Below are 21009 nucleotides of genomic sequence, written 5' to 3'. Positions count from 1 at the left end.
AGGTCATTCACGGGTGGCCCGGTGCCGGCGAGCGTGCCGGTCCTGAGCCGCGGGCGCACGGCGTGCGCCGTGCAATCAAACAGTCAGCGAAGTATGGCGACGCCAGGGCCAGGCTCCCCGGCTGCCTTCACCTGTTTGAATGACGTGATGAACGAACATATGAGCTGCGGAGTTTAGCCCACGAAAACGCCAGGACGCGCAATCGCCCGCATCGGCAGCGCTTCAGGGTTCCCCCGAAGCCGGGCAAGTAGAACAAAAAGATACATTCGAACGATCGTTCGCAAAACTCCAAGGAGACAGCGTTGCCCACCCTTTCGTTCACGACCGTGTTCCCTCGCCTCGCCCTGGCAGCCTGCCTCGCCGTCGCCAGTCTCGGTGCCTCGGCCGCGCAGGTCGACGTGGGCGGCGTCAAGCTCGACGACCAGATGGACCTGCGCGGCAACCCCCTGCTGCTCAACGGCGCGGGCATCCGCTACAAGGCCATCTTCAAGGTCTACGCGGCCGGCCTCTACGTGGGCAGGAAGGTCTCGACCCCCGAGGAAGCGCTGGCCGCACCCGGCCCCAAGCGCGTGTCGATCACGATGCTGCGCGACATCGACGCGAACGAGCTCGGCAAGCTCTTCACCAAGGGCGTGGAGGACAACTCGCCCAAGAGCGAGATGGTCAATCTCATCCCGGGCCTGCTGCGCATGGGCCAGATGTTCGCCGACCAGAAGCAGCTGAAGGCCGGCGACACCTTCACCGTCGACTGGCTTCCCGGCACCGGCACGCTGATCACCGTGCGCGGCGTGCCGCAGCCCGATCCGATCAAGGAGCAGGCCTTCTTCAATGCGCTGCTGCGCATCTGGCTGGGACCGAACCCGGCCGACTGGAAGCTCAAGGACGCACTGCTCGGCAAGCAGTAGGCATCGCAGCGGGCCTGCTGGCGTCAGCGCCCCGTGGCCGGCACCAGCTCGGCCAGCGAATCGATGAAGCCGTCGGCATCCACGCCGCGCACCGGCTCGCCGTGGTTGTAGCCGTAGGTCACCAGGATCACCGGGCAGCCGGCCGCACGCGCGGCGCGCGCGTCGTTGCTCGAGTCGCCGATCATCAGCGTGCGCGCGGGCTCGGTGCCCATCGCCTCGCAGGTCTTCAGCAGCGGCAGCGGATCGGGCTTCTTGCGCTCGAAGGAATCGCCGCCGAACACCAGCTCGAAGAAGCCGTCGAGCCCCTTGTCGGCGAGCAGCGGCTTGGCGAACGAGGTCGGCTTGTTGGTGAGACAGGCCAGGCGCAGGCCCTGCGCGCGCAGCGCCTGCAGCCCCTCGATCACACCGGGATACACGGCCGAATGCCGGCCGTTGATGGCAAGGTAGTGATGCTGGTAGCGCTCCCAGGCTCGGTCGAACAGCGCTCGCGCCTTCGCATCGGCCTCGGCTTTGGAGAGGGCCGGAGACAGCACGTGCACGAGCGCCGAATGGATCAGGTGCTCCGAGCCCTTGCCCACCATGGTCTCGATGGCGGCGGGCGCCACATGCCCAAGCGAAAGGTCGTCGAGCATGCGGTTCAGCGAGGCGGCGAAGTCGCCCAGCGTGTCGACCATGGTGCCGTCGAGATCGACGATGGCGGCATCGAAACGGGCGCGGTCAGGGCGTAGGAAGTTCAAGGCAGGCGCGGGTGGTTGTGGAATCGCCCGACACTTTACAGAGCATCGCCGGCACTCCAGCCGCGCCCGGCGCCGATGAGGCTTTCAAACTGTTTCAAAACCGTCGCCCGTGTGCCTCGGAAACTTTTCGGGGCTTTTTGCACACCTATGCCCCATCGTTTGAAAAACCCAACAACGAGGAATACTCCATGCGTCTCACGACGAAGGGCGGCTTCGCCTTGACGGCCATGATCGATGTCGCGATGCGCGAGCAGGATGGCCCCGTGCCACTGGCGTCGATCAGCAAGCGCCAACACATTGCCCGCTCGTCGCTCGAACTGCTGTTCAGCAAACTGCGCCAGCACGCGCTGATCAAGGCAACCCGTGGACCGGGCGGCGGCTACACACTGACGCGCAGGGCGTCCGAGATCACGGTGGCGGACATCCTCGCCTCGGTCGACGGCCAACCGCTGTCCGACGCGGAAGACTCGTCGAGAAAGGGCGAGGCCGGCGGCAAGGGCTGCTATTCCACCGAGGCGCTGTGGGCCTCCGCCAAGCACCATGTGATGGAGTTCCTGGGCTCCGTCACGCTGCAAAGCCTGGTCGAGGACCAGTTGGCCAAGGGCGTGCGCGTGGAACACGAACCTTCGCAGCCGAAGAAGAAGGAAACCCCGTTGAGCCCCGCCGCCTTGCCGCTGCGCGTGAACGCACCCAACTCGGTGTTCGCGTGGAACGGCGTCTTCGCAAAGCGCTGAAGAAGAACGCCCGCCGTCCTTTCTCTCTCCTGATGATTCCCCGCTGGCTCCTGTCTCTGCTGCTCGTGTTCGCACTGGGCTGCCAGAGCTTCGCGGCGCTGGCCAAGTCGCACGACGCGGCCATGGCACCGGTCGACGCTGCGGGGCTTCATCATCTGTCGAGCATCCACTGCGAAGCCCCCGCGGGGCCGTTCACCACACTCGAAGAACGCTCTCCGGCCACCGACCTCGCGCCGGACCTCTCCGAAATCTGCGGACTTCGCAATGCCACGCTGCACCATGCAAGGTGGCATGACTCATCGCCGCCGCAGGACATCCACGCGCCCCCATCGCGCGTGCTACCGGTTCCCCTAAAGCCGCCACGCACGCGCATCGCCGCGTAGGCGAAGGTGCGGGCCCAGCCGCTCGCGCCCGCCCTCCTTCCTCACCTTCTTTTCCGCAATACGCGACGTCGGGCCGCCGTGCCCGCGCGTCGCGTTCGTCGTCGTTGTCCTGCGCGGCCATGGCCGGCGTGGGCGACGGCGCATCACGCACCCGATTCCCAAATTCATTGGCTCATGAACGAACTCACCTGGATCATCTTCGGCGCCAGCCTTCTGTTGCTGTATCTCGCCTGGCGCGAACGCCTGGTCTCGAACCATCGCGATGCCGGCCTGCTCGCCGGCGTGGCCGCCTGCACCGGCGTGGCCGGCATCGTCTCGCTGGTGGTATGACGGTGCACGAGGCCAGGCGGCGATGGCGCTGGATCGCGGCCGGGCTCGCCATCGCGGCGATGGCGGGCGCCTGCACCGACGGCTATCCGACCAAGGACGCCCCCGCCGCCAGCGACATGAGCGCCGCGGAGCACGTACACGCACTCAACGGCATGCTGCGGCACGAGGCGCGCACCCTGGATGCGAGGATGACGCTGGCGACGCCCTGCATCCTGCGGCTCGCGACCACCGCGCATGGCGGGCGCGAGTCCATCGCCTCGCTGCGGCTGGACACGCTGCAGGTCGCCTTCTCGGCCGAGGAGCGCTACCGGGTGAGCGTGGCCCCGGCCACCGGCATGCCAGCCGCGCCCGACCATCGCTTCGTGGTGGACGGCTGGCAGGACGCGGTCGCCTTCCGCTCGCACCTGCAGCAGCTGCAGATGGCCTGCGTGGCGTCGAAGAGTTGAGGCAGTGGCGCCTTCCGCAGCCGCGCCGCACGGCGGACGGCATGCGGCAGGCGCGGGCCGATCAGGCCTGCTGCGCCTCGGTCAGCGCCTGGGCGGCCACCACCGCCTCGGTACGGTTGCGCACGTTGAGTGCGCGGAAGATCGCAGCCAGGTGGATCTTCACGGTGCCTTCGCTGATGCCCAGGCTGCGCCCGATCAGCTTGTTGGGCTTGCCTTGCGACAGCAGCTGGAGCACCTCGACCTGCCGCTCGGTGAGCACGCTGCGCAGGTGCTCCAGCGTCTGGCCGCTGCCGCCGCCGCCGGCAGCGCCGCCGCGCACGAGCGACTCGGTGCCCGGCTGCTGCGCCATGCCGGCCACGATGCCCGGCGGCACGGCCGTCAGCATCATCGGCGGCACATACACGCCGCCGGCCAGCACCAGCCGCACGGCCGAGAGCATCACGTCGGGCGAATAGGCCTTGGGAATGAACCCGAGCACGCCGCGCTCGAGCGCGCTGCGCATGATGGCCGGGTCTTCGTAGCCCGACAGCACGATCACCGGCACCGCAGGATGGCGCTGGCGGATCTCGTCGATGTGGGCCTGGCCATCGGCGCCGGGCATGTTGAGGTCGATCAGGGCCAGGTCGAGGTCGTCGGTGGCTCCGGCAAGCAATTCGTCAACGCTCATCGCCAGGACGAATTCGATGCCGGGCTCCAGCTCCGAGAGCTTGGCTTTGACCGCCTCGATGACGAGCCGGTGGTCGTCGGCGATCAGTATTTTCATGATGTCTTTTCCCCGTATCCCAGCGTGCAATGCACCGCAGGCGCAGAAGATACCGGCGAAATCCCCGCGCAGCAAGGCCGGCGGCCCCACCAACGGCATAGACCCCAAGCGATATGGCGCCCGCCGCAAGCCCTTTGAAAGAATGGACGCCTACTCGAAGGAACCGGGGACATGGGCATGTGCCATCGCTGCAGACGCCGGTGCAAGGCATCCTTCGCAACGCATGAATGAGCGGGCCCGTTCATGGCCCGCCTCCTCGACTGTTTCTCCAGCTTCATCTCGTCCGGCCTCGCGCTGGATGCGTCCATCGCCTCCGGCGCGCCCCTGCTGCCGCACGACGCGGCGCAGCAGCGGGCCCGCCGGCTGCTCGACGCGGCACGCGCGGCCGCCGAGACCGCCGGCACGCCCGCCGCGCAAATCGAGTCGGCCTCCTTCGCGATGGTCGCCTGGATCGACGAGATCCTCGCGCGCCATCCGGACGCCGCCGGCACCTCGGGCACCTCGGGCGCCGGGAGCACCGCGGCCGCGCTGCAGGTGCAGCTCTTCAACTCCAACAACGCGCACAGCGAGTTCTTCCATCACCTCTCGGCGCTGGGCCCCGGGGACGATGCGGTGCGCGAGGTGTACTGGCACGCGCTGGCGCTCGGCTTCAAGGGCCAGTACTACTTCGAGGAAGGCGACCACGGCGAACTCGGCAAGCTGAAGGACCTGCACGGCCGCCAACTGCTGCTTCGCCCGCTGTCGACCGGCAGCCTGCTGCAGGACCACATCACGCCACAACCCTACGAGGTGCCCGACCCGCGCGGACCCAACGACACGCGCCGGCGCGACCGCACCCTGCTGCTCGGCGCCGCCGCCCTGGCCCTCGCGCTACCGCTGCTGTACCTGACGTGGCTGTGGCCCGGCCGCCCTCCGGCTGCAGACACAGGCCTGGCGCAGCGCATCGAGCAGCACCTGCAGACCTTCGCCTGCGCCGACCTCACGGCCAGCATCGACCCCGAAGGCGGCACGCGGATCACCGGCTTCGTCTCGCAGCCCGGCGACCTGCCGCGCGTCGAGAGCGAGGTGAGCGCCCTGTCCGGCGTGGGATCGCCGCGCTTCGACATCGGCCTGCGGGTCTGGCCGCACTGCGAGGTGTTCGCCATCCTCAAGCCCTACCAGGTGCGCAACGCGGAGAAGTCATACGGCCTGGACGTGGGCTCCCCCACCGCCCATGAAGGCCGCCTGCGCGAGGGCGACAACGTGCGCGTGCAGGTGACCGCGCCGCGGCACGACAGCTACATCTGGGTCGACTACTACACGGCCGACGGCTCCGTCATGCACCTCAACGCCGGGCAGGCGCCCACGCGGCTGCGCGCGGGCGAGACGCTGGAGCTGGGCCGCGACATTCCTTCCAGCTGGCTCGTGAGCCCGCCCTTCGGCAGCGTGCTGATCACCGTGCTCTCGTCGCCCACGCCCCTCACCGAGACCGCCGACAGGCCCCCCTTCGAGCTCGCCTCCGCCTACCTGCTGCGGCTGCGCGAATCGCTCGCGGCCAGCAAGAACAGCGACCGGCTCATCGCCGACTTCGTCTTCCTGGAGACCGTCTCGCGATGAATGCCCTGCTCCTTTCGCCCGCCCACCGCTTCTGGCTGCTGCTGTCGCTGTGCCTGCTGGGCTTCGGCCTGTTGTACGCGGTGGTGCGCGACGCCGGCCGCGGCGCGCGGCGGCGCGGGCTGCAGAAGCGCCTCGCGGCCATGGGCGAGCCGACGGCCGACGCGGGCGCGACGGCGATCGCCATCGACACGCTCAAGGAAGGCATGGCGCAGGCGCAGCAGGCGATGCGCCGCACGCCATGTGCAAGGCCTCCCGTTCCGTGGCTGCTCTTCTTCGGCGACGCATCCGCCAACCTTCGCGGGCTGCTGGAGACCGCGCACGCCGAGCGCGCGGATGACGCATCCCAGGCCGCCTGGTGGCACTGGTGGCTGACCCGACGGCTGGTGGCCATCGAGATCGATCCGGGCGCGGTCGGGGACACCGCAGATACGCCACAACAGTCGCGCAGCCTGTGGCTGCACTCGCTTCTGGCACTTGCTGAGCGACGAGATCGCCTGCCGCTCAACGGCCTCGTGGTGGCCGTGGCAGCCGGCGAACTGCTCGATGCCGAAGCCTCGCAGCTCAAGTCGCTCGCCGAGCGAACGCGTCGCCTGCTCGACGAAGCCAGCGACGGCCTCCGGCTGCTGATGCCCACCTATCTCGTCGTGACCGGGCTCGAACGGCTTGCGGGCTACGCGACCTTGCGCGGCGCCCTGCCGCCAGAGGTGCTCGCACAGGCGCTGGGACATCGGCTGACCGATCCCTCCGCCTTCATCGAGACTCCTGCGGGCGAGCGGCTCGACGCCGTGTTCGAGCCCATCGCGCAGCAGCTGCACGCGTTGCGCATGTCATTGCTGCGCGAGCAGCCGGGGCCCACCGGACGGCTCGCGATCCATGAGTTCGTGGAAGCGGTCCGCGCCCTGCAGCCGGGGCTGCGCGAGTTCGCGCAGGTACTGTTCGAGAACCAAGGCAAGGGGCTGCAGCGTGCGCCGCGCTGGCGCGGCCTCTATCTCACGGCATCCGCATCGGATGCGGCCGGTGGTGCCTTCGTGCACGACCTCTTCGAGCACTTCCTTCCGGTCGACCAGCCCCTGGTGCGTCCCGGAAGGCCCTCCTGAGTGGGAGCGATAGAGAAGGCGTTACTTCGCGTCGATGCGCATCGCGCGCGCGCCGAGGGTGACGTCCAGCGACTGCGCCTTGCCGGTGACCACCGGACGCACCTCGCGCCAGCGCGCGCGGTCGAGATCGCGATAGGCCGCCATCACGCCCATCGACTTCGCGTCGGGCGGCAGGTTGAAGTCGAGCTTCTTCGTCTCGCCGGGCCGCAGCAGCACTTCCTCGCGTTGCACCAGTTCCGCGCCGAGCGTGGCCTGGTCCTTCTCGAAGAGCGAGAAGAAGTCGGCGCCTTCGAACGGGCCGGGCGACTTCAATGCATATACGCGCACCGTGAGCGGCGATGCGCGGCCGCGCGCATCGGGGTTGGCGTCCGCACCTGCCGTGAGCGTGACGGCCACGGTGGTGACCACGGGCTTCGCCGCGCAGCCCGCAAGCAGAAGACCGGCTCCAGCAAGGCCAAGAACGGCGATGTGGCGCCGCGTTGCTGCGGCAAGGAAGCCCTCATAGGACGAATGGTGTGTACCCAGCGTGCGCATGCTATTCCCTTCGTTGCATTGACCGGTCAAGACGCATCTTTGATTATCACCAGCGAACTCCGATAGGCAACATGCTGACCAACGAACTCGCTGCAACACTGCTCGCGCCCATCGGCGATGCATCGCCTTGCGGCGACGATCTCGAGTACGACGCGGACTTCATGGCGCTGGTCGCGGATGCGCAGGGCAAGCCCGAGCAGCAGTTCGGCGACACGGTGATCCCCGCGGTCGAGCCCGAGTGGCGCGAGGTGGGCGAGAAGGCCGAGAACATCCTTCGCCGCAGCAAGGACGTGCGCGCCGCCGTGCTGCTGCTGCGCGCATCCACCCGCATGCAGGGCGTGCAGGGCTTCGCCGCCGGGCTGCGGCTGCTCAATGCATTGCTCGACACCTTCTGGGACGGCATACATCCAAAGCTGGATGCCGACGACGACAACGACCCGACGATGCGCCTGAACGCGCTCGCGCCGCTGACCGACGAGGCCACGGGCCTGCGCGACCTCTACGAGGCGCAGGTAGGCAATGCGCGCGGCGTGGGTCCGATCCGCGTGCGCGACATCGCCATCGCGCACAACGCGCTCACCGCCGTGGGCGGCGAGGCCACCTATTCGATGGCGCAGGTGCAGGGCGGTCTGGAGGCGATACAGGCCGAGCGGCCCGATGCCGTCGCGGCCGCGCTCGAGGTGCCTGCGCTGGTGGAGCAGCTGAGGAAGCTCATCGCCGAGCGCACCTGCCGCACCGATGCCGTCGACCTCGACCCGCTGCGCTCCATCGCGCGCGTGCTGCAGAAGGCAAGCGCCTCCGCCAGCGGATCGACTGCCGATGGCGCCGCCGCGCAGGACACGGGCGCGGGCGCCGAAGACACGCAGGCCGGCGGCACGGCATCCGCACGCCCTGCCGCGGCGCGCGGCGAGATCCAGAGCCGCCAGGACGCGGTGCAGATGCTCGACCGGGTGATCCGCTACCTGGAGCAGGCCGAGCCCGGCAATCCGGCGCCGCTGCTGATCGAGCGCGCCAAGAAGCTCATCGGCGTGAGCTTCCTCGAGATCATGGCCAACCTCGCGCCGAACGCGATGGACACCATCGAAACGGTCACCGGCCGACGTCCTTCCGAATAAGCCCCGACCACCCCGCATCCGTCCCCATTCACACCCGCAAGGAGCATCTCCATGGCCAAGAGCAGTCAGAAATTCATCGCCCGCAACCGGGCGCCCCGGGTCCAGATCGAGTACGACGTGGAGCTCTACGGGGCCGAGAAGAAGGTGCAGCTGCCCTTCGTCATGGGCGTGCTGGCGGACCTCTCCGGCAAGCCGGCCGACCCGCTCGCGCCGGTGGCCGACCGCAAGTTCCTGGAGATCGACGTCGACAACTTCGACTCGCGCATGAAGGCCATGAAGCCGCGCGCGGCCTTCGCGGTGGAGAACTCGCTCACCGGCGAGGGCGACCTGAAGGTGGAACTCACCTTCGAGAACATGGACGACTTCTCGCCCGCCGCGGTGGCGCGCAAGGTCGGCGCGCTCAACAAGCTGCTGGAGGCGCGCACGCAACTGTCGAACCTCGTCACCTACATGGACGGCAAGGGCGGCGCAGAGGAACTGCTGGCCAAGGTGCTCGAGGACCCGGCCCTGCTGCAGACGCTGGCGGCGAGCAAGAAACCCGAGGACGGCGGCGCACCCGCTGCCTGACACCGACAACCATCAGAGCACACGAGGAGTAGATCACCATGGCCGAAGCACTCGAACAGAGCGCGCTGAAAGACGTCGAATATGCGGGCAGCGACTTTTCCTCGCTGCTGCAGAAGGAATTCAAGCCGCGCAGCGACGAAGCCAAGAGCGCCGTCGAAGCCGCCGTGCTCACGCTGGCGCAGCAGGCGCTGGCCAACAGCACCGTCATCGGCAAGGACGTGACCAAGTCGATCCAGGCCATGATCGCCGCGATCGACGCCAAGCTCACCGACCAGGTCAACAAGATCATCCACCACCCCGACTACCAGAAGCTCGAGAGTGCGTGGCGCGGCCTGCACTACATGGTGAACAACACCGAGACCGACGAGAACCTCAAGATCCGGGTGATGGACATCTCCAAGCAGGAGCTGGCCAAGAACCTCAAGAAGTTCAAGGGCGCGGCCTGGGACCAGAGCCCGATGTTCAAGAAGATCTACGAGCAGGAGTACGGCCAGTTCGGCGGCGAGCCCTTCGGCGCGCTGGTGGGCGACTACCACTTCGACCAGAGCCCGCCCGACGTGGAACTGCTCGGCGAAATGGCCAAGATCGCCGCGGCCGCGCACGCGCCCTTCATCACCGGCGCGAGCCCGAACCTGATGCAGATGGAGTCTTGGCAGGAGCTCGCGAACCCGCGCGACCTGACCAAGATCTTCTCCACGCCCGAGTACGCCGCCTGGCGCTCGCTGCGCGAGTCGGACGACTCCAAGTACCTCGGCCTGTGCATGCCGCGCTTCCTGGCGCGCACGCCCTATGGCGCCAACACCAATCCAGTGGAGGAGTTCGACTTCGAGGAAGACACCGCCGGCGCCGACCACAACAAGTATTCATGGGCCAACGCGGCCTACGCGATGGCGACCAACATCAACCGGTCGTACAAGCTCTACGGCTGGGGCTCGCGCATCCGCGGCATCGAGTCGGGCGGCGCGGTGGAGAACCTGCCGCTGCACACCTTCCCGAGCGACGACGGCGGCGTGGACCAGAAGTGCCCCACCGAGATCGCCATCAGCGACCGCCGCGAGGCCGAGCTCTCGAAGGCGGGGCTGCTGTCGATGATCCACCGCAAGAACTCCGACTTCGCGGCCTTCATCGGCGCGCAGTCGCTGAACAAGCCCGCCGAGTACGACGACCCCGACGCCACCGCCAACGCCAACCTGGCGGCGCGCCTGCCCTACCTGTTCGCCTGCAACCGCTTCGCGCACTACCTCAAGTGCATCGTGCGGGACAAGATTGGCAGCTTCAAGGAGCGCGAGGACATGCAGCGCTGGCTCAACAAGTGGATCATGAACTACGTGGACGGCGACCCCGCCAACTCCTCGGAGATCACCAAGGCCCAGAAGCCGCTGGCCGCCGCCGAGGTGATCGTGGAGGAAGTGGAAGGCAACCCGGGCTACTACACCTCCAAGTTCTTCCTGCGCCCGCACTACCAGCTCGAGGGCCTCACGGTCTCGCTGCGCCTGGTGTCGAAGCTGCCCTCGGCCAAGGGCGGCGCGTGAAGACCTGAAAAAAACGGGCCGGACTTTCTTGAAATTCCGGCTCCCGTTTCGTTCTATCCACAGCTGCCGGGGACCGGCCCCGCCGACAAGCCACCGGCAGCACAAGCATCCGTCTCGATCATCAACAGCAACTGCCCGAACGCAATCGGGTTCCAAGGAGTAGGAACATGTCTTCTGACTTTCACATCAAGCTCGACGGCGTCAAGGGCGAGTCTTCCCACAAGGACCACAAGGACGAGATCGAGATCTCGTCGTGGACCTGGAACGTGAGCAACGCCTCGGGCGCCGGCTCGGGCGGCGGCTCGGGCAAGGGCAAGGCCACGCCGGGAGAGTTCCACTTCACGCACACCTACGACAAGGCCTCCCCCGTGCTGGCCAAGAACTGCGTGAGCGGCAAGCACTTCAAGGACCTGGTCCTGACCTGCCGCAAGTCGGGCGAAGGCCAGCAGGAGTACCTGAAGGTCACGCTCAAGGAAGTCTTCATCGCCATGGTCGGCCCCGGCGGCGCGCAAGGCGGCGACGTGCAGGAACAGGTCTCCTGCTCGTTCAAGGACATCGAGTTCGCCTACAAGGCCCAGGACGACAAGGGCGCCGCCGGCGGCGAAGTCAAGTTCGGCTGGAACGTGGCCACCACCGAGACCCGCTGACGGACGACGGACCCGCGGGGCACGGCATCGGGCGCGCCTGTGCCCGATGCGGTTTCCATGCGTCCTCACCGGAGCAATGCAATGGCATTCAGCACCCCACTCATCGGCAAGAGCGGCGATCTGCTCACCGCCTACAACATCGACTGGTCGGTCGGCAGGATCGGCTCCAACACGCGTGAAGACGTGATGCTGGTGCAGGCGCTGTTCAAGATCTTCTACTACGAGCTGCTCGGCTTCAACCACGACCTGGACCCGCCCCCGGGCCAGACCGAGGTGATCGTCGTGGACGGCTACTACGGCCCGATCACGCAGAAGCACATCACGCACTTCCAGGCGCAGGCGATCGCGCTCGGACAGAAGGTGCTGCCGGACGGCATCTTCGATCCGTTCCGTGCGCCCGGCGCATCCAGCACGCTGAGCAAGTCGCGCTACGCGCTCGACCTGCTCAACAACGGCTGTGCCAACTGCTGCAAGGAACAGGGCATCGACAACTACACGAACCTGCCCAACCGCGCGGACATGCCCCTGCTGCTGCGCAGCGCGCTGAAGAAGGTCAAGAAGACGGCGAGCAAGTACACCTACGTCGCGCCGCAGACGGTGCCGACCACGGGCGGCGCCTGAACGAAGGACCGAGGGAACAGCCGACCCGGCTGATGCAGAAAGGGCCCGGAGCGATCGCTGCGGGCCCTTTTCCTTTCTGCGCTGGCTTGCTTCTTTCGCTGCGCAGGCAAGAGGATTCAGGAATCCGTCGGCATCGCGTTCTCCGGCATCAGCCGTGTCACGTCGTCCTCGTCGTCCTCGATCACCCACAGCGTGAGCGCCGTGTAGTTGTCATGTCCCGGTTTGGCATTGGCCTTGACCTGCGCGTCGATCAGCTCGGTCCACTGGCTGGGCGTGCGCGAGGCATGCAGCGTGTCGATCAGGCACTCGTCGCCCAGGGGCTCCCACACGCCGTCGCTGCACAGCAGCAGCACGTCGCCCGGCAGCAGGCGCATGCGCTCGGACACGGCGATCTCGGGCTCCTCCTCGATCGAGCCCAACGCCGACAGCAGCATGTTGCGCTGCGGATGCAGCCGCGCGCCCTCCTCGTCGAGCATGCCGCCGGCAACCATCTGCTGCACGAGGCTGTGGTCGGTGGTGCGCGCCACGATGGCGCCGCCGCGGAACAGGTAGGCGCGGCTGTCGCCGCTGTGCACCCAGGCGAGCGCCTGGCTTTCGAGGTCGATGGCCGCGAAGACGATGGTCGAGCGCATGCCCGCGAGCTTGCCGCCCTCGGCCTGGCGCGCGACCACGTCGCGGTTGGCCTGCTCCACCAGGCCGCGCAGCGTGGCTTCGTCGAGCCCCGGCGCGACCGAGAAGCCGCCGAGCATGCTGGCGCGCGCGGTGGCCGCTGCCACGTCGCCGCCGCCATGGCCGCCGGCGCCGTCGGCCACCAGGCAGGCGACGTAGCGCTCGTCGTGCCAATGGCCATGCACGTCCTCGTTGTAGGTGCGGCCCCCCTGGCGGGAGAGCGTGACGATTTCAATTTCCAAGCGGGGTGCCTCGCGGGTGCTGCGGTGGTTGTTGTGCCGTCGTTCGTGCTGCGTGCGTGACTGCCTGCCGTTGCTCTTGCTGCTTGTTCGCCTGCTCCTGTGGCCGGGCGGGTCAGGCGTCGGACTTCAGGCGCGCCATCTGCTCCTCGTAGGCCTCTAGGAAGGCCTTGCCGAAGAGGCTGTGGAAGTCGTCTTCCGCCTCGCTCGCGATGCCGCCGTACAGCGACACGAACTGGTCCCACAGCTTGGCCTTGCGGTTGGCGCTGAAGAGCGCGTCGAGCGCGGTCTTCGCGCTGATCTTCTTCTCCAGCTCCGCCGGCTCGAAGCGCGCGATGACATGGGCCAGCGCCGCGCGCATGCCCACCATCACGCCGAACTGGTGCGCGCGCAGGTCGTTGAAGGCATCGCGCATCGCGGCCTCGGGCGGCATGAAGCCGCGCACGCCGGGGCCCAGCAGGTGCGCCAGCGCCACCTCGACCGTGGGCGAGAACTTCAGCGGGTTGTTGGCCTGCGCCGCGATCATCGTGACCTCGGCGCGCACCTCGCGCTTGAACTCCTGGCGCGTGAGCAGCAGCTGCAGCGTGCCTTCGGTGGCGCTGCGCAGCATCGAGCCGATGCGCTCCATCAGGCCCGGCGTGAGCATCTCGGGCGGCTGGTGCGTGCTTGCGAGGCCACGCAGGAAGGCCGCGAGCAGTTCGTCGTCGCTGGCCATGCGCTCGGGCGGCGGCTGCTGCGCGACCGAGCGGGCAACGGGTGCCGGCGCGGGAGGCTTCAAAGGCTCCAGCGGCCTGCCGGAGCCCTCCGGGCCGCTGATGCGGATCGGCTGGCCGGTCATGTCGTCGAACTGCGGCAGCGGCGGCGGTGCGGGCATGGGCGCAGGTGACGGTAACGGTGCAGGCGCCATCACCGGCGGCGGCGCAGGCGGTCTCGGCGGCTCGACCGCCTTGGGCGGCGTGAAGCCGAACTGGTCGATGGGCAAATGGTCGGGGCGCGGCGTCGGCGTGGGAGGCGCAGCCTGCTGCAGGGCCGCCAGCGGATCGGCGTTGGACGCGGTGTTCGGCTGCAGCAGCGGATCGGCCAGCGGCGACAGCGCGAGCGGATCGCCGCCGATGCCGCCGCCACCGCCCATGCCGCCGAAAAGCTCGTCGATGTTCGCCGCCTTGCCGTTCGCAGGCGGCGCACCGAGATCGGAGAAATCGTCGAGCGCGCCGAGGCCCGCCGCCGGCGTCGACGACGGCGCGGGCCCGAGCAGGTTGGCGAAGGGGTCGACCTGCGCTGCCTGCACGTTGCGCGAGCCGCTTTCCATCGGATCGGGAAAGAGCAGCGAATCGGGCAGCGCGGCCGCGGGAGATGCCGCGGCCGGCCTGGAGGGCGCGGCCGGCGCAGGTGGAGGCGCAAGGCCGGCGAGCAGGTCCGCAAAGGGATCGTCGCTCGACGGCGCAGCACCCGAAGGCGCACCCGAGGACGCACCGAGCACCGTCTCGGGAATGGCCAGCGCGGGCTGCGGCGCGGCAACGGCAGCCGGTGCCGGCGCCGTCACGCGCACCGTGAGTTCGAAGCTGCCCACCACCAGCCGCGCGCCGTCGGTCAGCGCCGCCTCCTTGCCCGAGCCCAGCGACACGCCGTTGCACTGCATCGGGTTGCTGCCCCGGTCGATGACGAAGTACTGCCCGTCGCGGCACAGCACCTGCGCATGCACCCGCGACACCGTGCGGTCGGGATCGTCGAGCACCAGCGTGTTGGTATCGGCCCGCCCGATGGTGCCGCCATTGGGGCCGAAGTCCGCGGCGATGGACTGCCCCGCCGGAGCGCCTTGCCGGGTGATGACAGCGATGTGGATCATGAATCGGCCCCCGAAGGCTCTGTGCCTAAATGCGCCCGAACAAACTCGCAGGGAGTATTCATTCCGTGGGGCATGTTGGCAATCTCGCCTTAAGAGGTATGCCATTGCAGCCAGGCTGCGACGGCGGTGAAGATGGCGGCGATGAGGAGCCAGGTGCGGGTGGCGGGGCCGGGGCGCACGAGCGCCGCGGCGAACAACACGGCGGCCAGCGCGGCGAGGATGAACTTCGCGCCCATGTGCGATGCGGCAGCGTCAGTTGTCCTGCGTCTGCGCTATCCAGCGCAACTGCCGCCACGCGGGCGCTTGCGTAGGAAAGAGCTTGCTGCCGGGCCGCAAGAGGCACAGGTGCTCTGCTGCCGCGATACGCTGCCGCTGGAAGCCGCTGCCCAGCACGCCCACGCAATGCGCCCATGACGGCAGCCCCCCCATGAAGTAGCGCTGTCCGGGCTGGAAGCGCTCAGCGTTCGCACGCCACCAATCGCCCAGCTTCGCGGGATCGGGCCACGGCAGGCCGTCGTCCTCGTCCATCGAGACGTCGTCGTGCGCGGGATCGTCGTCGGGACCGGACTCGAAGTCCTGCGGCGGCCTGCATTCGAGATCGAGCCAGGCGAGGTCCAGCCCCGTGATAGTGCTGAAGGCTTCGCCCGCGATCCGTGCCAAGCCAGGATCGTCCATCAACGAGAGGAGCCACGGCACGATGCGTGGGTCGCCCAGGGCACCCGCGCCGCGCACCGCGTCGCGCAGGCGCGCAGGCTTGCTGCGCATGTCGGCCAGCAGCGGCGCGGCCTGCTCGGCCGTCGCGAGCTTGAACAGCAGCGACAGCGCCTGCAGGCTCTGCGGCGTACCCGGCACCAACGCGGCATCGAGCAGCGCGCTCACCGGCCGGTGGCGTTCGCCCAGCAGCACGGCCGAACGGGCGGCCCAGAAGCGGCAAGCGGGATCGTTGTCGGCGGTTGCCGCCAGGCATGCGGCAACGAGGTCGATGCGGCCGCATTCACCGGCGGCACGCAGCGCCTGCGCGCGCAGCGTCGCATCGCTGTCCACCACGGCTTCAGCCAACATCGGGCCGGGGTCGACCATGTGGGAATCGCAGGCCGCGATGGCGGTGCTGCGGCGGAACGCCAGAGGCGAATCGAGCAGGTCTTTCGCGAGCCCGCGCAACGAATGGGCGGCCGCCCAGCCGACGGCCAGCGCGCTGGCCTCACGCACCGCCGGCAGCGCCTCGGCCAGTGCCAGCAGGCGGTCGAGCCGGGGAAGATCGTGATTGACGACGGCCAGCACCGTGGCGGCGAACACCTCGCCGCGCCCGGCGTTGCCCAGCGCCGCATCGCAGGCCCTGCTGCCGGCTTCGCCCGCGACAGCCAGGCCGTCGAGGTGGGCCGCGAGCCGGTCGTCCAGACGGCGCAGATGGTGCAGCCGGGCATGCGCAGAGCCGGCTAGAAAGAAGCGCTGATTGCACAGCAGCGCCGACTCCTCGGCATGCCGCATCACGACCAGCCCGACCGGCATGGCAGCGTAGCGAGGAATGGCGTCGGCTGTTTTCACGCAACGGCCCCGTCAGTCGTACTTGCGCCAAGTGGTGCCGTCGAACGACGCCACGTCGGCCTTGCCGACCGACCACATCACGCCCTGTGCCACCGAGAGGTTGTAGCAACTCACGGGCCCCATCGCGCCGAAGTCGACCGGCACCAGGCGATTGGCGTCGAGCGTGTAAAGCCCCGACATGGTGGCCACATAGAGCTCGTCGCGAAACCAGCACAGGTCCCACAGGTCGGCATCGACCTCGTCTTCCCATGCCACGGGCGCCCACGCATCGCCGCGTCCCTTGACGAGTACGCCGCCCTGCCCCGCGACATATACCAGGCCGTCGCCCGCGCAGCAGACGGCCGAGAGGATCACGTTGGTGGGGCTGCCGCACCGGGTCCACGCGGTGCCGTCGTGGCGCCAGATCTCGCCGGCCCAGCCGGCCGCATAGATCTCGTTCCAGCCGTAGCCGTCGATCGCCTCGAAACCGAACACCTCCGTCTGGCCGGCGCGCGGCGCGCTCATGTCTAACCACTGCCCTTCGCCGATACGCCGGAACACCTGGCGCTTGCTGCCGCAGACAAAGACCTCGCCGCCGATCTCGCGCGCATGGCGGACCATGACGGGCCGCGGATCGATGGCTTCGTCTTCGCGCCGACCGCCCACGTAGGTGCTGACCTCGCCGTCCTCGCCGACGAGCACGACCTTCTCAGCCGGCGACTTCGCCACCGCGATGGCCGTGGCGTTCCAGGTGGTGTTGAAGGCGTCGCCCCAGTTGCCCTTGTAGAGGCCGACCAGGCTGACGTGCGCGATGTCCTGCTCGATGAGCGTTTTCATCTGGCTGATGACGTACACGAGGTCCGCCATGCGGGCCGCGCCCCTGACGAACTCGCGTGAAATGGAAACCTTCTCCGGCATATGGAACTCCTTTTGTTCAGGGCAGCGCGGCACCCAGCTTGCCTGCCGTTTCGTTGACCGTCGCCTGCAGCGACGCGTAGTGCGAGATGTCGGTCTTGCCGGTGGATGAATGCTTCACCGGTTTGGATGGGTCGCCCAGCCCCTTGTGGCCTTCCTTGAGCTGGGCCTCCAGGCATTCCTGGCTGCAATGCGGGGCCACGGCCTTGGCGCCCTTGGCGCAGTGCGTGACCTCCTTGTCGAACGGATTCGGTTCGCCATTGGCCACGGGCGACGTGGTCTTGTGGTGTGTGTGGCGCAGGCCGTGCGTGCCCGAACAGCTGCCGCCTTCGGTGCACATGCAGGGCGCCTTGTTCATGTCGTAGGCTTCCCAGCCTTTCATGGGCTTGCCGCCGTAGCGGTCCTGGAAGAACGAACTCTTGGGCACGATGTGGTCGCCCGTCTGCGCCTTGCAACAGCCGCCGATGCCGTCCTCCACGGGCGGCGAGGCCTTGTAGGGCACGAGCCGGCAGCGGCGAGCGGCTGCGCAAGGGTTCTCGCTGGCCTTCTTGGCTGCGCCGCCCAGGTCGCCCTTGATCGAGCCGAAGTCGCCGCCCAACCCGGTTTCGGCGCAGACGTCCTTGCCGTCGGGCTTGGCGGGCTTGTACTCCTGGCAGGCCGACGCCTCGCGCGCCTTGTCGCCATCGCACAGCTTCTTGATGTCGCCGTCGGCCATCGAGTCGACGAACGGCCACGGCACCGCTTCGTTGGCCGTCGGGCTGCCATGGTTGTTGGTGGTCTTGTCGAGGTGGCGCACCGCGTTCTCGCCCTCGAACTTCACATCCATCGACCAGTCGATGAAATACACCTTGCCCTTGTTCTTGCTCGACACCACGCCCTTCTTCGCCGCGCATCCGGCCTCGTCGCCCGACGATGTCTTGAAATAGGACTTGTTCTTCAGCATGATTTCCTGGCCGGAAATCTGCACACTCCGGCTTCCCTCCGTGGTGTCGGAAGCCAGGCCGGTGTTCGGGTAGGGAACCGGCACGCCGGGCGGCGTGGCCGGGTTCTCGGGCGGCGTCATGCACACGTCGGGCATGGCGCAGATGGTCTTTCCCGCCCCCGCCTTGCAGGCGATCTCGCGGCCGTTGGCGAACACCTGGTTGGTCATGCGTCAGCCTCGTCCGTCGCACCAGGAAAAGATCATGGACGAGCGCCGCCCGTCCTCGTTGCCCAGGTGCAGCAGCACGTGCTCGCCCTTGGCGTAGGCCTTCTCGCAAGCCGCCTTGAGCACGGCGATCATCACCAGCCCGATGGTCGCACCCACCTCGCCAATGCAGTCCGCCGGATGCCACACGTCGAACTCGGTGCGCTTAGTGCGATCGATGCGCCCAAAGGCAAGGCTTGCCTCCTTGAACGCGTACTGCCCGCCCGAGGCGTCGATGATCTTGAACTGCAAGATGCTCTCGCCGCAGCCGGCTTCCTGCAGCGACTGGCGAATGGCAGCCGTGAGTCCGTCGGCGCGCAGCGGCTCTTCCGAATCGACGTGCGCCTTTTCCACCGCGAAACCGAGCCCGCGACACACAAGTTGTCCGTCGGTGTGCACGCCCATGGCCTCGACCAGCAGCGCGGCTGCCCCCTCGCCCGGAATGAAACCGTCCGAGTTGCCGCTCGTCAGCAGGCGATCGCGCCGCTCGCAGTCGGCCAGCGCCGCACCATCAAGCAGGCTGTCGCTCGCGGCAATCGCGACCTGCGCCGCCCGCCCTTCGCCGATCAACTGGCGCGCCCGCAGCAGCGCGACGCCTGCCGACACGCGCCCGCGCGCGATCACGGAGGAATCGGGATGAAAGCGCATGCCGAGTTCATCCTCGAGCGCCTCGAAGAAGCGCGCATCGTCGTCCACGATCCGGCCGGGCCGGCCGGATTCCGCCAGGCACAGCAGCAGCGGCATGGCTTCGCAACTGTCGCGGTCGAATCCGGCCAGGCATTCGGCAACCGCGCGCGCGGCCATCTTGAGCAGGCGCTTCTCTCCGCGCCACGGCTGTGGGAACGGCACCTCGCAGCCCATGAGCCACTCGCCGTCGCGGTCCCGGAACCGGGTCTGCTGGAAGTTGTCCACGGCGCCCCGGATGGCGGCGCAAGTGGAAGCTGCGTCGAGCCCGACCCCGGTGACGAGCCCGGTACGGCTCACCGTGATCGCGGGTGCCGTCATAGCTGCGGCTCCGTCTCGCCGCGCCGGCTGCGCACCAACTCGCCCAGCGAGGGATGCCACTGCTTGCCAAGCGCGCGGGCGCGCCACCATCCTGCCGACATGCGCCCACCCAGCACGTTCGACACCTCGAAGATGCTCTTCTTCAACGGCATCGTGGCGCGCCAGGCCATGGTAAACAGCATGCGATCGGTGTCGATGGCCAGCGTGTCGAGCGTGCCCTGCACCGTCTCGTGGCCGCCCTTGCGGCGGAAGAACGTGACGGGCACGTCGAGCACTGGCAACGAGAAGCGAAGCTGCCCCGCCGCCGACAGGTTTCCGAGCGCGACCTCTTCGCCGCCGCGCAGGAAGTCCACCTGCTGGTCGGGCGGTGCGGCCTGGTAGTAGGCGTCGTTGAAATCCGCAGGCAGGAAGGGGAAGGTGTTGTCGATCCAGTCCTGGTCGTAGGTGCCGGCATAAGGCAGGCGCTGTGACCAGCCGCGGCCTATGGGCCCGAAGGCCATCGGCGCATAGGTGCCGTCGGGTGCCTCCACGGGCCGGTCGAAAGCTTCGGTTCGCGGCAGCGGCGTGCCATCGAGCAGTGCGGACTGAAGGTTGCAATGCCAGCCGCAGCCGACCGGGTTGGCCATGTAGGCGCCGTGGCGGGCGCGGTCATCATGGCGCTCGTCGACGCCGCCGAACGCGACGTCGTAGCTGATGGCCTGCGTGACGAAAGCTTCGGGTGGCGAGGCGCGCACGCCGGACAGCCCCGCGCTCCAGTGCCGGGCGCCGACGACGGAAAACATCTTCTTCCACCCGCCCACACGCACCCCCACCGGCACGCGCTGCGCCGGTTCGCCATGCGGCGCATGGGCTGTGCCCGTGAGCAGGATGTCGCAGCGCGGCTTGCGCGGCGCATAGTCCACCTCCTGCACGGGCGCCGAATAGCCCGGATCGCCGGTGAAGGTGTCGGCGGTGATGAGCGGCAGCTGCACCGCATGGCGCGGCGCCACGGCACCGTCGCCCGGTATCGCGAATGTGCCCTTCACCACGACGACCAGCAACTCGCGGCCCGACGGCTCCATGCCCATGGTGTATCCGAGGGTCATTCCGGTGGCGTTCACGACTTCCATGACGGCTCCCGGTGTTCGCGCACGCTCAATTGATCTGCACGGCGCCGCCCTTGATGCGGTTCGTGCCCGTGGAACGACTCAGCACATAGCTGCCCTGTATCAGCACCTTGCCCGAGCGCGTCAGCGTGATACTGGCCTTGCCGCAGCGCAGCACCATCTGCTCGCGCGCGCTCACGAGCAGGCGCTCGCCGTCGGCGTCGATCTCGACCTGCGCCGGCTTGCCGTCCGCGGGCCATGCGCCGTCGCCGCGCACCACCCCCATCACGAGCGGCCGCGCCGGGTCGGCGCGCTCGAACATGAGGCTCACCGCCCGGCCCACGTGCGCGCCATGCAGGTCGACGACGCTGCGCGCGGGCACCGCGGCCGTGCCGGGCTGTCCCTCGAACATGACGAGCGGCGTGCGCCCTTCGTCGGCGACGCCCACCAACTCGCCGATCACCATGCCGTTCCATGCACCCGTGTCCAGTGCCTGTGCCAGCTTCGCCTCGATCAAGTCCCTGCCGCTCATG

The 21009-nt window shown here is 68.3% G+C and carries 24 protein-coding genes; 12 read left to right on the top strand and 12 right to left on the bottom strand.

The genetic code is table 11. The features are described 5' to 3' along the window. The first annotated feature begins 302 nt into the window (after positions 1-302). Entirely contained in the window at positions 303-905 is a 603-nt protein-coding gene (locus ACTJLF_RS32365) for a chalcone isomerase family protein (RefSeq protein ID WP_126183911.1), read from the top strand. Between the two features lie 23 nt (positions 906-928). Here ACTJLF_RS32365 and ACTJLF_RS32360 read toward each other — a convergent pair whose 3' ends face one another. Then, on the bottom strand, positions 929-1642 hold the full coding sequence (locus ACTJLF_RS32360) for a phosphoglycolate phosphatase (protein WP_440884703.1): 714 nt from the start codon (positions 1640-1642) through the stop codon (positions 929-931). Positions 1643-1830: 188 nt separating this feature from the next. Here ACTJLF_RS32360 and ACTJLF_RS32355 point away from each other — a divergent pair, with 188 nt between their 5' ends. From ACTJLF_RS32355 to ACTJLF_RS32340, 4 genes are all read left to right on the top strand, one after another. Further along, positions 1831-2376, top strand: coding sequence for an Rrf2 family transcriptional regulator (locus ACTJLF_RS32355; protein ID WP_019655722.1), 546 nt, complete (start codon positions 1831-1833; stop codon positions 2374-2376). 32 nt (positions 2377-2408) lie between these two features. Then, positions 2409-2759, top strand: coding sequence for a hypothetical protein (locus ACTJLF_RS32350; RefSeq protein WP_440884702.1), 351 nt, complete (start codon positions 2409-2411; stop codon positions 2757-2759). A 174-nt stretch (positions 2760-2933) separates the two neighbouring features. Beyond that, the gene (locus ACTJLF_RS32345) at positions 2934-3089 is read left to right on the top strand and encodes a hypothetical protein (RefSeq protein WP_019655720.1); all 156 of its coding nucleotides are present in this window, start codon (positions 2934-2936) and stop codon (positions 3087-3089) included. Further along, positions 3086-3535 (top strand): hypothetical protein, encoded by a 450-nt coding sequence (locus tag ACTJLF_RS32340; RefSeq protein WP_440884701.1) that lies wholly within the window; start codon positions 3086-3088, stop codon positions 3533-3535. Before ACTJLF_RS32345 ends, ACTJLF_RS32340 begins: the two co-directional genes overlap by 4 nt. Positions 3536-3596: 61 nt before the next feature. Here the strand turns inward: ACTJLF_RS32340 and ACTJLF_RS32335 are convergent, their stop codons facing one another. Then, positions 3597-4298, bottom strand: a complete 702-nt coding sequence (locus ACTJLF_RS32335) for a response regulator transcription factor (RefSeq protein ID WP_132752076.1) — start codon at positions 4296-4298, stop codon at positions 3597-3599. A gap of 243 nt (positions 4299-4541) precedes the next feature. Here ACTJLF_RS32335 and ACTJLF_RS32330 point away from each other — a divergent pair, with 243 nt between their 5' ends. Together ACTJLF_RS32330 and ACTJLF_RS32325 are read left to right on the top strand one after the other, a co-directional pair. Next, positions 4542-5894, top strand: a complete 1353-nt coding sequence (locus ACTJLF_RS32330; RefSeq protein WP_440884700.1) for a DotU family type IV/VI secretion system protein — start codon at positions 4542-4544, stop codon at positions 5892-5894. Beyond that, a complete protein-coding gene (locus tag ACTJLF_RS32325) occupies positions 5891-6991 on the top strand; it encodes a type VI secretion system protein (protein ID WP_440884699.1) in 1101 nt (366 codons plus the stop codon). Before ACTJLF_RS32330 ends, ACTJLF_RS32325 begins: the two co-directional genes overlap by 4 nt. Before the next feature lie 21 nt (positions 6992-7012). On the opposite strand, the gene tssJ is transcribed toward ACTJLF_RS32325, so the two are convergent. Further along, positions 7013-7525 carry a type VI secretion system lipoprotein TssJ gene (gene tssJ / locus ACTJLF_RS32320; protein ID WP_019655716.1) on the bottom strand — a complete coding sequence of 171 codons (513 nt, stop codon included), beginning with the start codon at positions 7523-7525 and terminating at the stop codon, positions 7013-7015. Positions 7526-7596: 71 nt separating this feature from the next. On the opposite strand from tssJ, the gene tssA reads away from it, so the two are divergent. The 5 genes from tssA to ACTJLF_RS32295 all read left to right on the top strand — a co-directional run bounded on the left by tssA (position 7597) and on the right by ACTJLF_RS32295 (position 12007). Further along, positions 7597-8640 (top strand): type VI secretion system protein TssA, encoded by a 1044-nt coding sequence (gene tssA, locus ACTJLF_RS32315; protein WP_440884698.1) that lies wholly within the window; start codon positions 7597-7599, stop codon positions 8638-8640. Positions 8641-8691: 51 nt separating this feature from the next. Further along, complete coding sequence (tssB, locus tag ACTJLF_RS32310; protein ID WP_019655714.1) at positions 8692-9207, top strand: type VI secretion system contractile sheath small subunit; 516 nt, start codon at positions 8692-8694, stop codon at positions 9205-9207. Positions 9208-9245: 38 nt separating this feature from the next. Then, positions 9246-10739 carry a type VI secretion system contractile sheath large subunit gene (gene tssC / locus ACTJLF_RS32305; RefSeq protein ID WP_019655713.1) on the top strand — a complete coding sequence of 498 codons (1494 nt, stop codon included), beginning with the start codon at positions 9246-9248 and terminating at the stop codon, positions 10737-10739. Between the two features lie 167 nt (positions 10740-10906). After that, a complete protein-coding gene (locus ACTJLF_RS32300) occupies positions 10907-11386 on the top strand; it encodes an Hcp family type VI secretion system effector (RefSeq protein WP_019655712.1) in 480 nt (159 codons plus the stop codon). Between the two features lie 81 nt (positions 11387-11467). Further along, positions 11468-12007: a peptidoglycan-binding domain-containing protein gene (locus tag ACTJLF_RS32295; RefSeq protein WP_019655711.1), complete on the top strand. Its 540-nt coding sequence runs from the start codon at positions 11468-11470 to the stop codon at positions 12005-12007. Between the two features lie 116 nt (positions 12008-12123). Here the strand turns inward: ACTJLF_RS32295 and ACTJLF_RS32290 are convergent, their stop codons facing one another. The 9 genes from ACTJLF_RS32290 to ACTJLF_RS32250 all read right to left on the bottom strand — a co-directional run bounded on the left by ACTJLF_RS32290 (position 12124) and on the right by ACTJLF_RS32250 (position 21008). Next, the gene (locus ACTJLF_RS32290; RefSeq protein WP_019655710.1) at positions 12124-12918 is read right to left on the bottom strand and encodes a PP2C family protein-serine/threonine phosphatase; all 795 of its coding nucleotides are present in this window, start codon (positions 12916-12918) and stop codon (positions 12124-12126) included. 112 nt (positions 12919-13030) lie between these two features. Continuing rightward, positions 13031-14761 carry a type VI secretion system-associated FHA domain protein TagH gene (gene tagH / locus ACTJLF_RS32285; protein WP_440884697.1) on the bottom strand — a complete coding sequence of 577 codons (1731 nt, stop codon included), beginning with the start codon at positions 14759-14761 and terminating at the stop codon, positions 13031-13033. 89 nt (positions 14762-14850) lie between these two features. After that, positions 14851-14997: a hypothetical protein gene (locus tag ACTJLF_RS32280; RefSeq protein WP_184605701.1), complete on the bottom strand. Its 147-nt coding sequence runs from the start codon at positions 14995-14997 to the stop codon at positions 14851-14853. Positions 14998-15013: 16 nt separating this feature from the next. Next, complete coding sequence (locus ACTJLF_RS32275; RefSeq protein ID WP_440884696.1) at positions 15014-16306, bottom strand: TIGR02270 family protein; 1293 nt, start codon at positions 16304-16306, stop codon at positions 15014-15016. 12 nt (positions 16307-16318) lie between these two features. Then, positions 16319-17203: a hypothetical protein gene (locus ACTJLF_RS32270; RefSeq protein WP_260310457.1), complete on the bottom strand. Its 885-nt coding sequence runs from the start codon at positions 17201-17203 to the stop codon at positions 16319-16321. Positions 17204-17219: 16 nt separating this feature from the next. Further along, entirely contained in the window at positions 17220-18350 is a 1131-nt protein-coding gene (locus ACTJLF_RS32265) for a PAAR-like domain-containing protein (RefSeq protein WP_184605702.1), read from the bottom strand. A 3-nt stretch (positions 18351-18353) separates the two neighbouring features. After that, on the bottom strand, positions 18354-19391 hold the full coding sequence (locus tag ACTJLF_RS32260) for a hypothetical protein (protein ID WP_184605703.1): 1038 nt from the start codon (positions 19389-19391) through the stop codon (positions 18354-18356). Then, complete coding sequence (locus ACTJLF_RS32255; protein WP_184605704.1) at positions 19388-20500, bottom strand: DUF2169 family type VI secretion system accessory protein; 1113 nt, start codon at positions 20498-20500, stop codon at positions 19388-19390. The genes ACTJLF_RS32260 and ACTJLF_RS32255 overlap by 4 nt, the downstream gene beginning before the upstream one ends. A 25-nt stretch (positions 20501-20525) precedes the next feature. Continuing rightward, positions 20526-21008 carry a DUF6484 domain-containing protein gene (locus ACTJLF_RS32250; RefSeq protein ID WP_184605705.1) on the bottom strand — a complete coding sequence of 161 codons (483 nt, stop codon included), beginning with the start codon at positions 21006-21008 and terminating at the stop codon, positions 20526-20528. Position 21009 lies beyond the last annotated feature (1 nt).

It is taken from the genome of Variovorax sp. 22077 (genome assembly GCF_052044195.1).
Lineage (GTDB): Bacteria > Pseudomonadota > Gammaproteobacteria > Burkholderiales > Burkholderiaceae_C > Variovorax > Variovorax atrisoli.
This window is presented reverse-complemented; position numbering and strand designations above follow the sequence as displayed.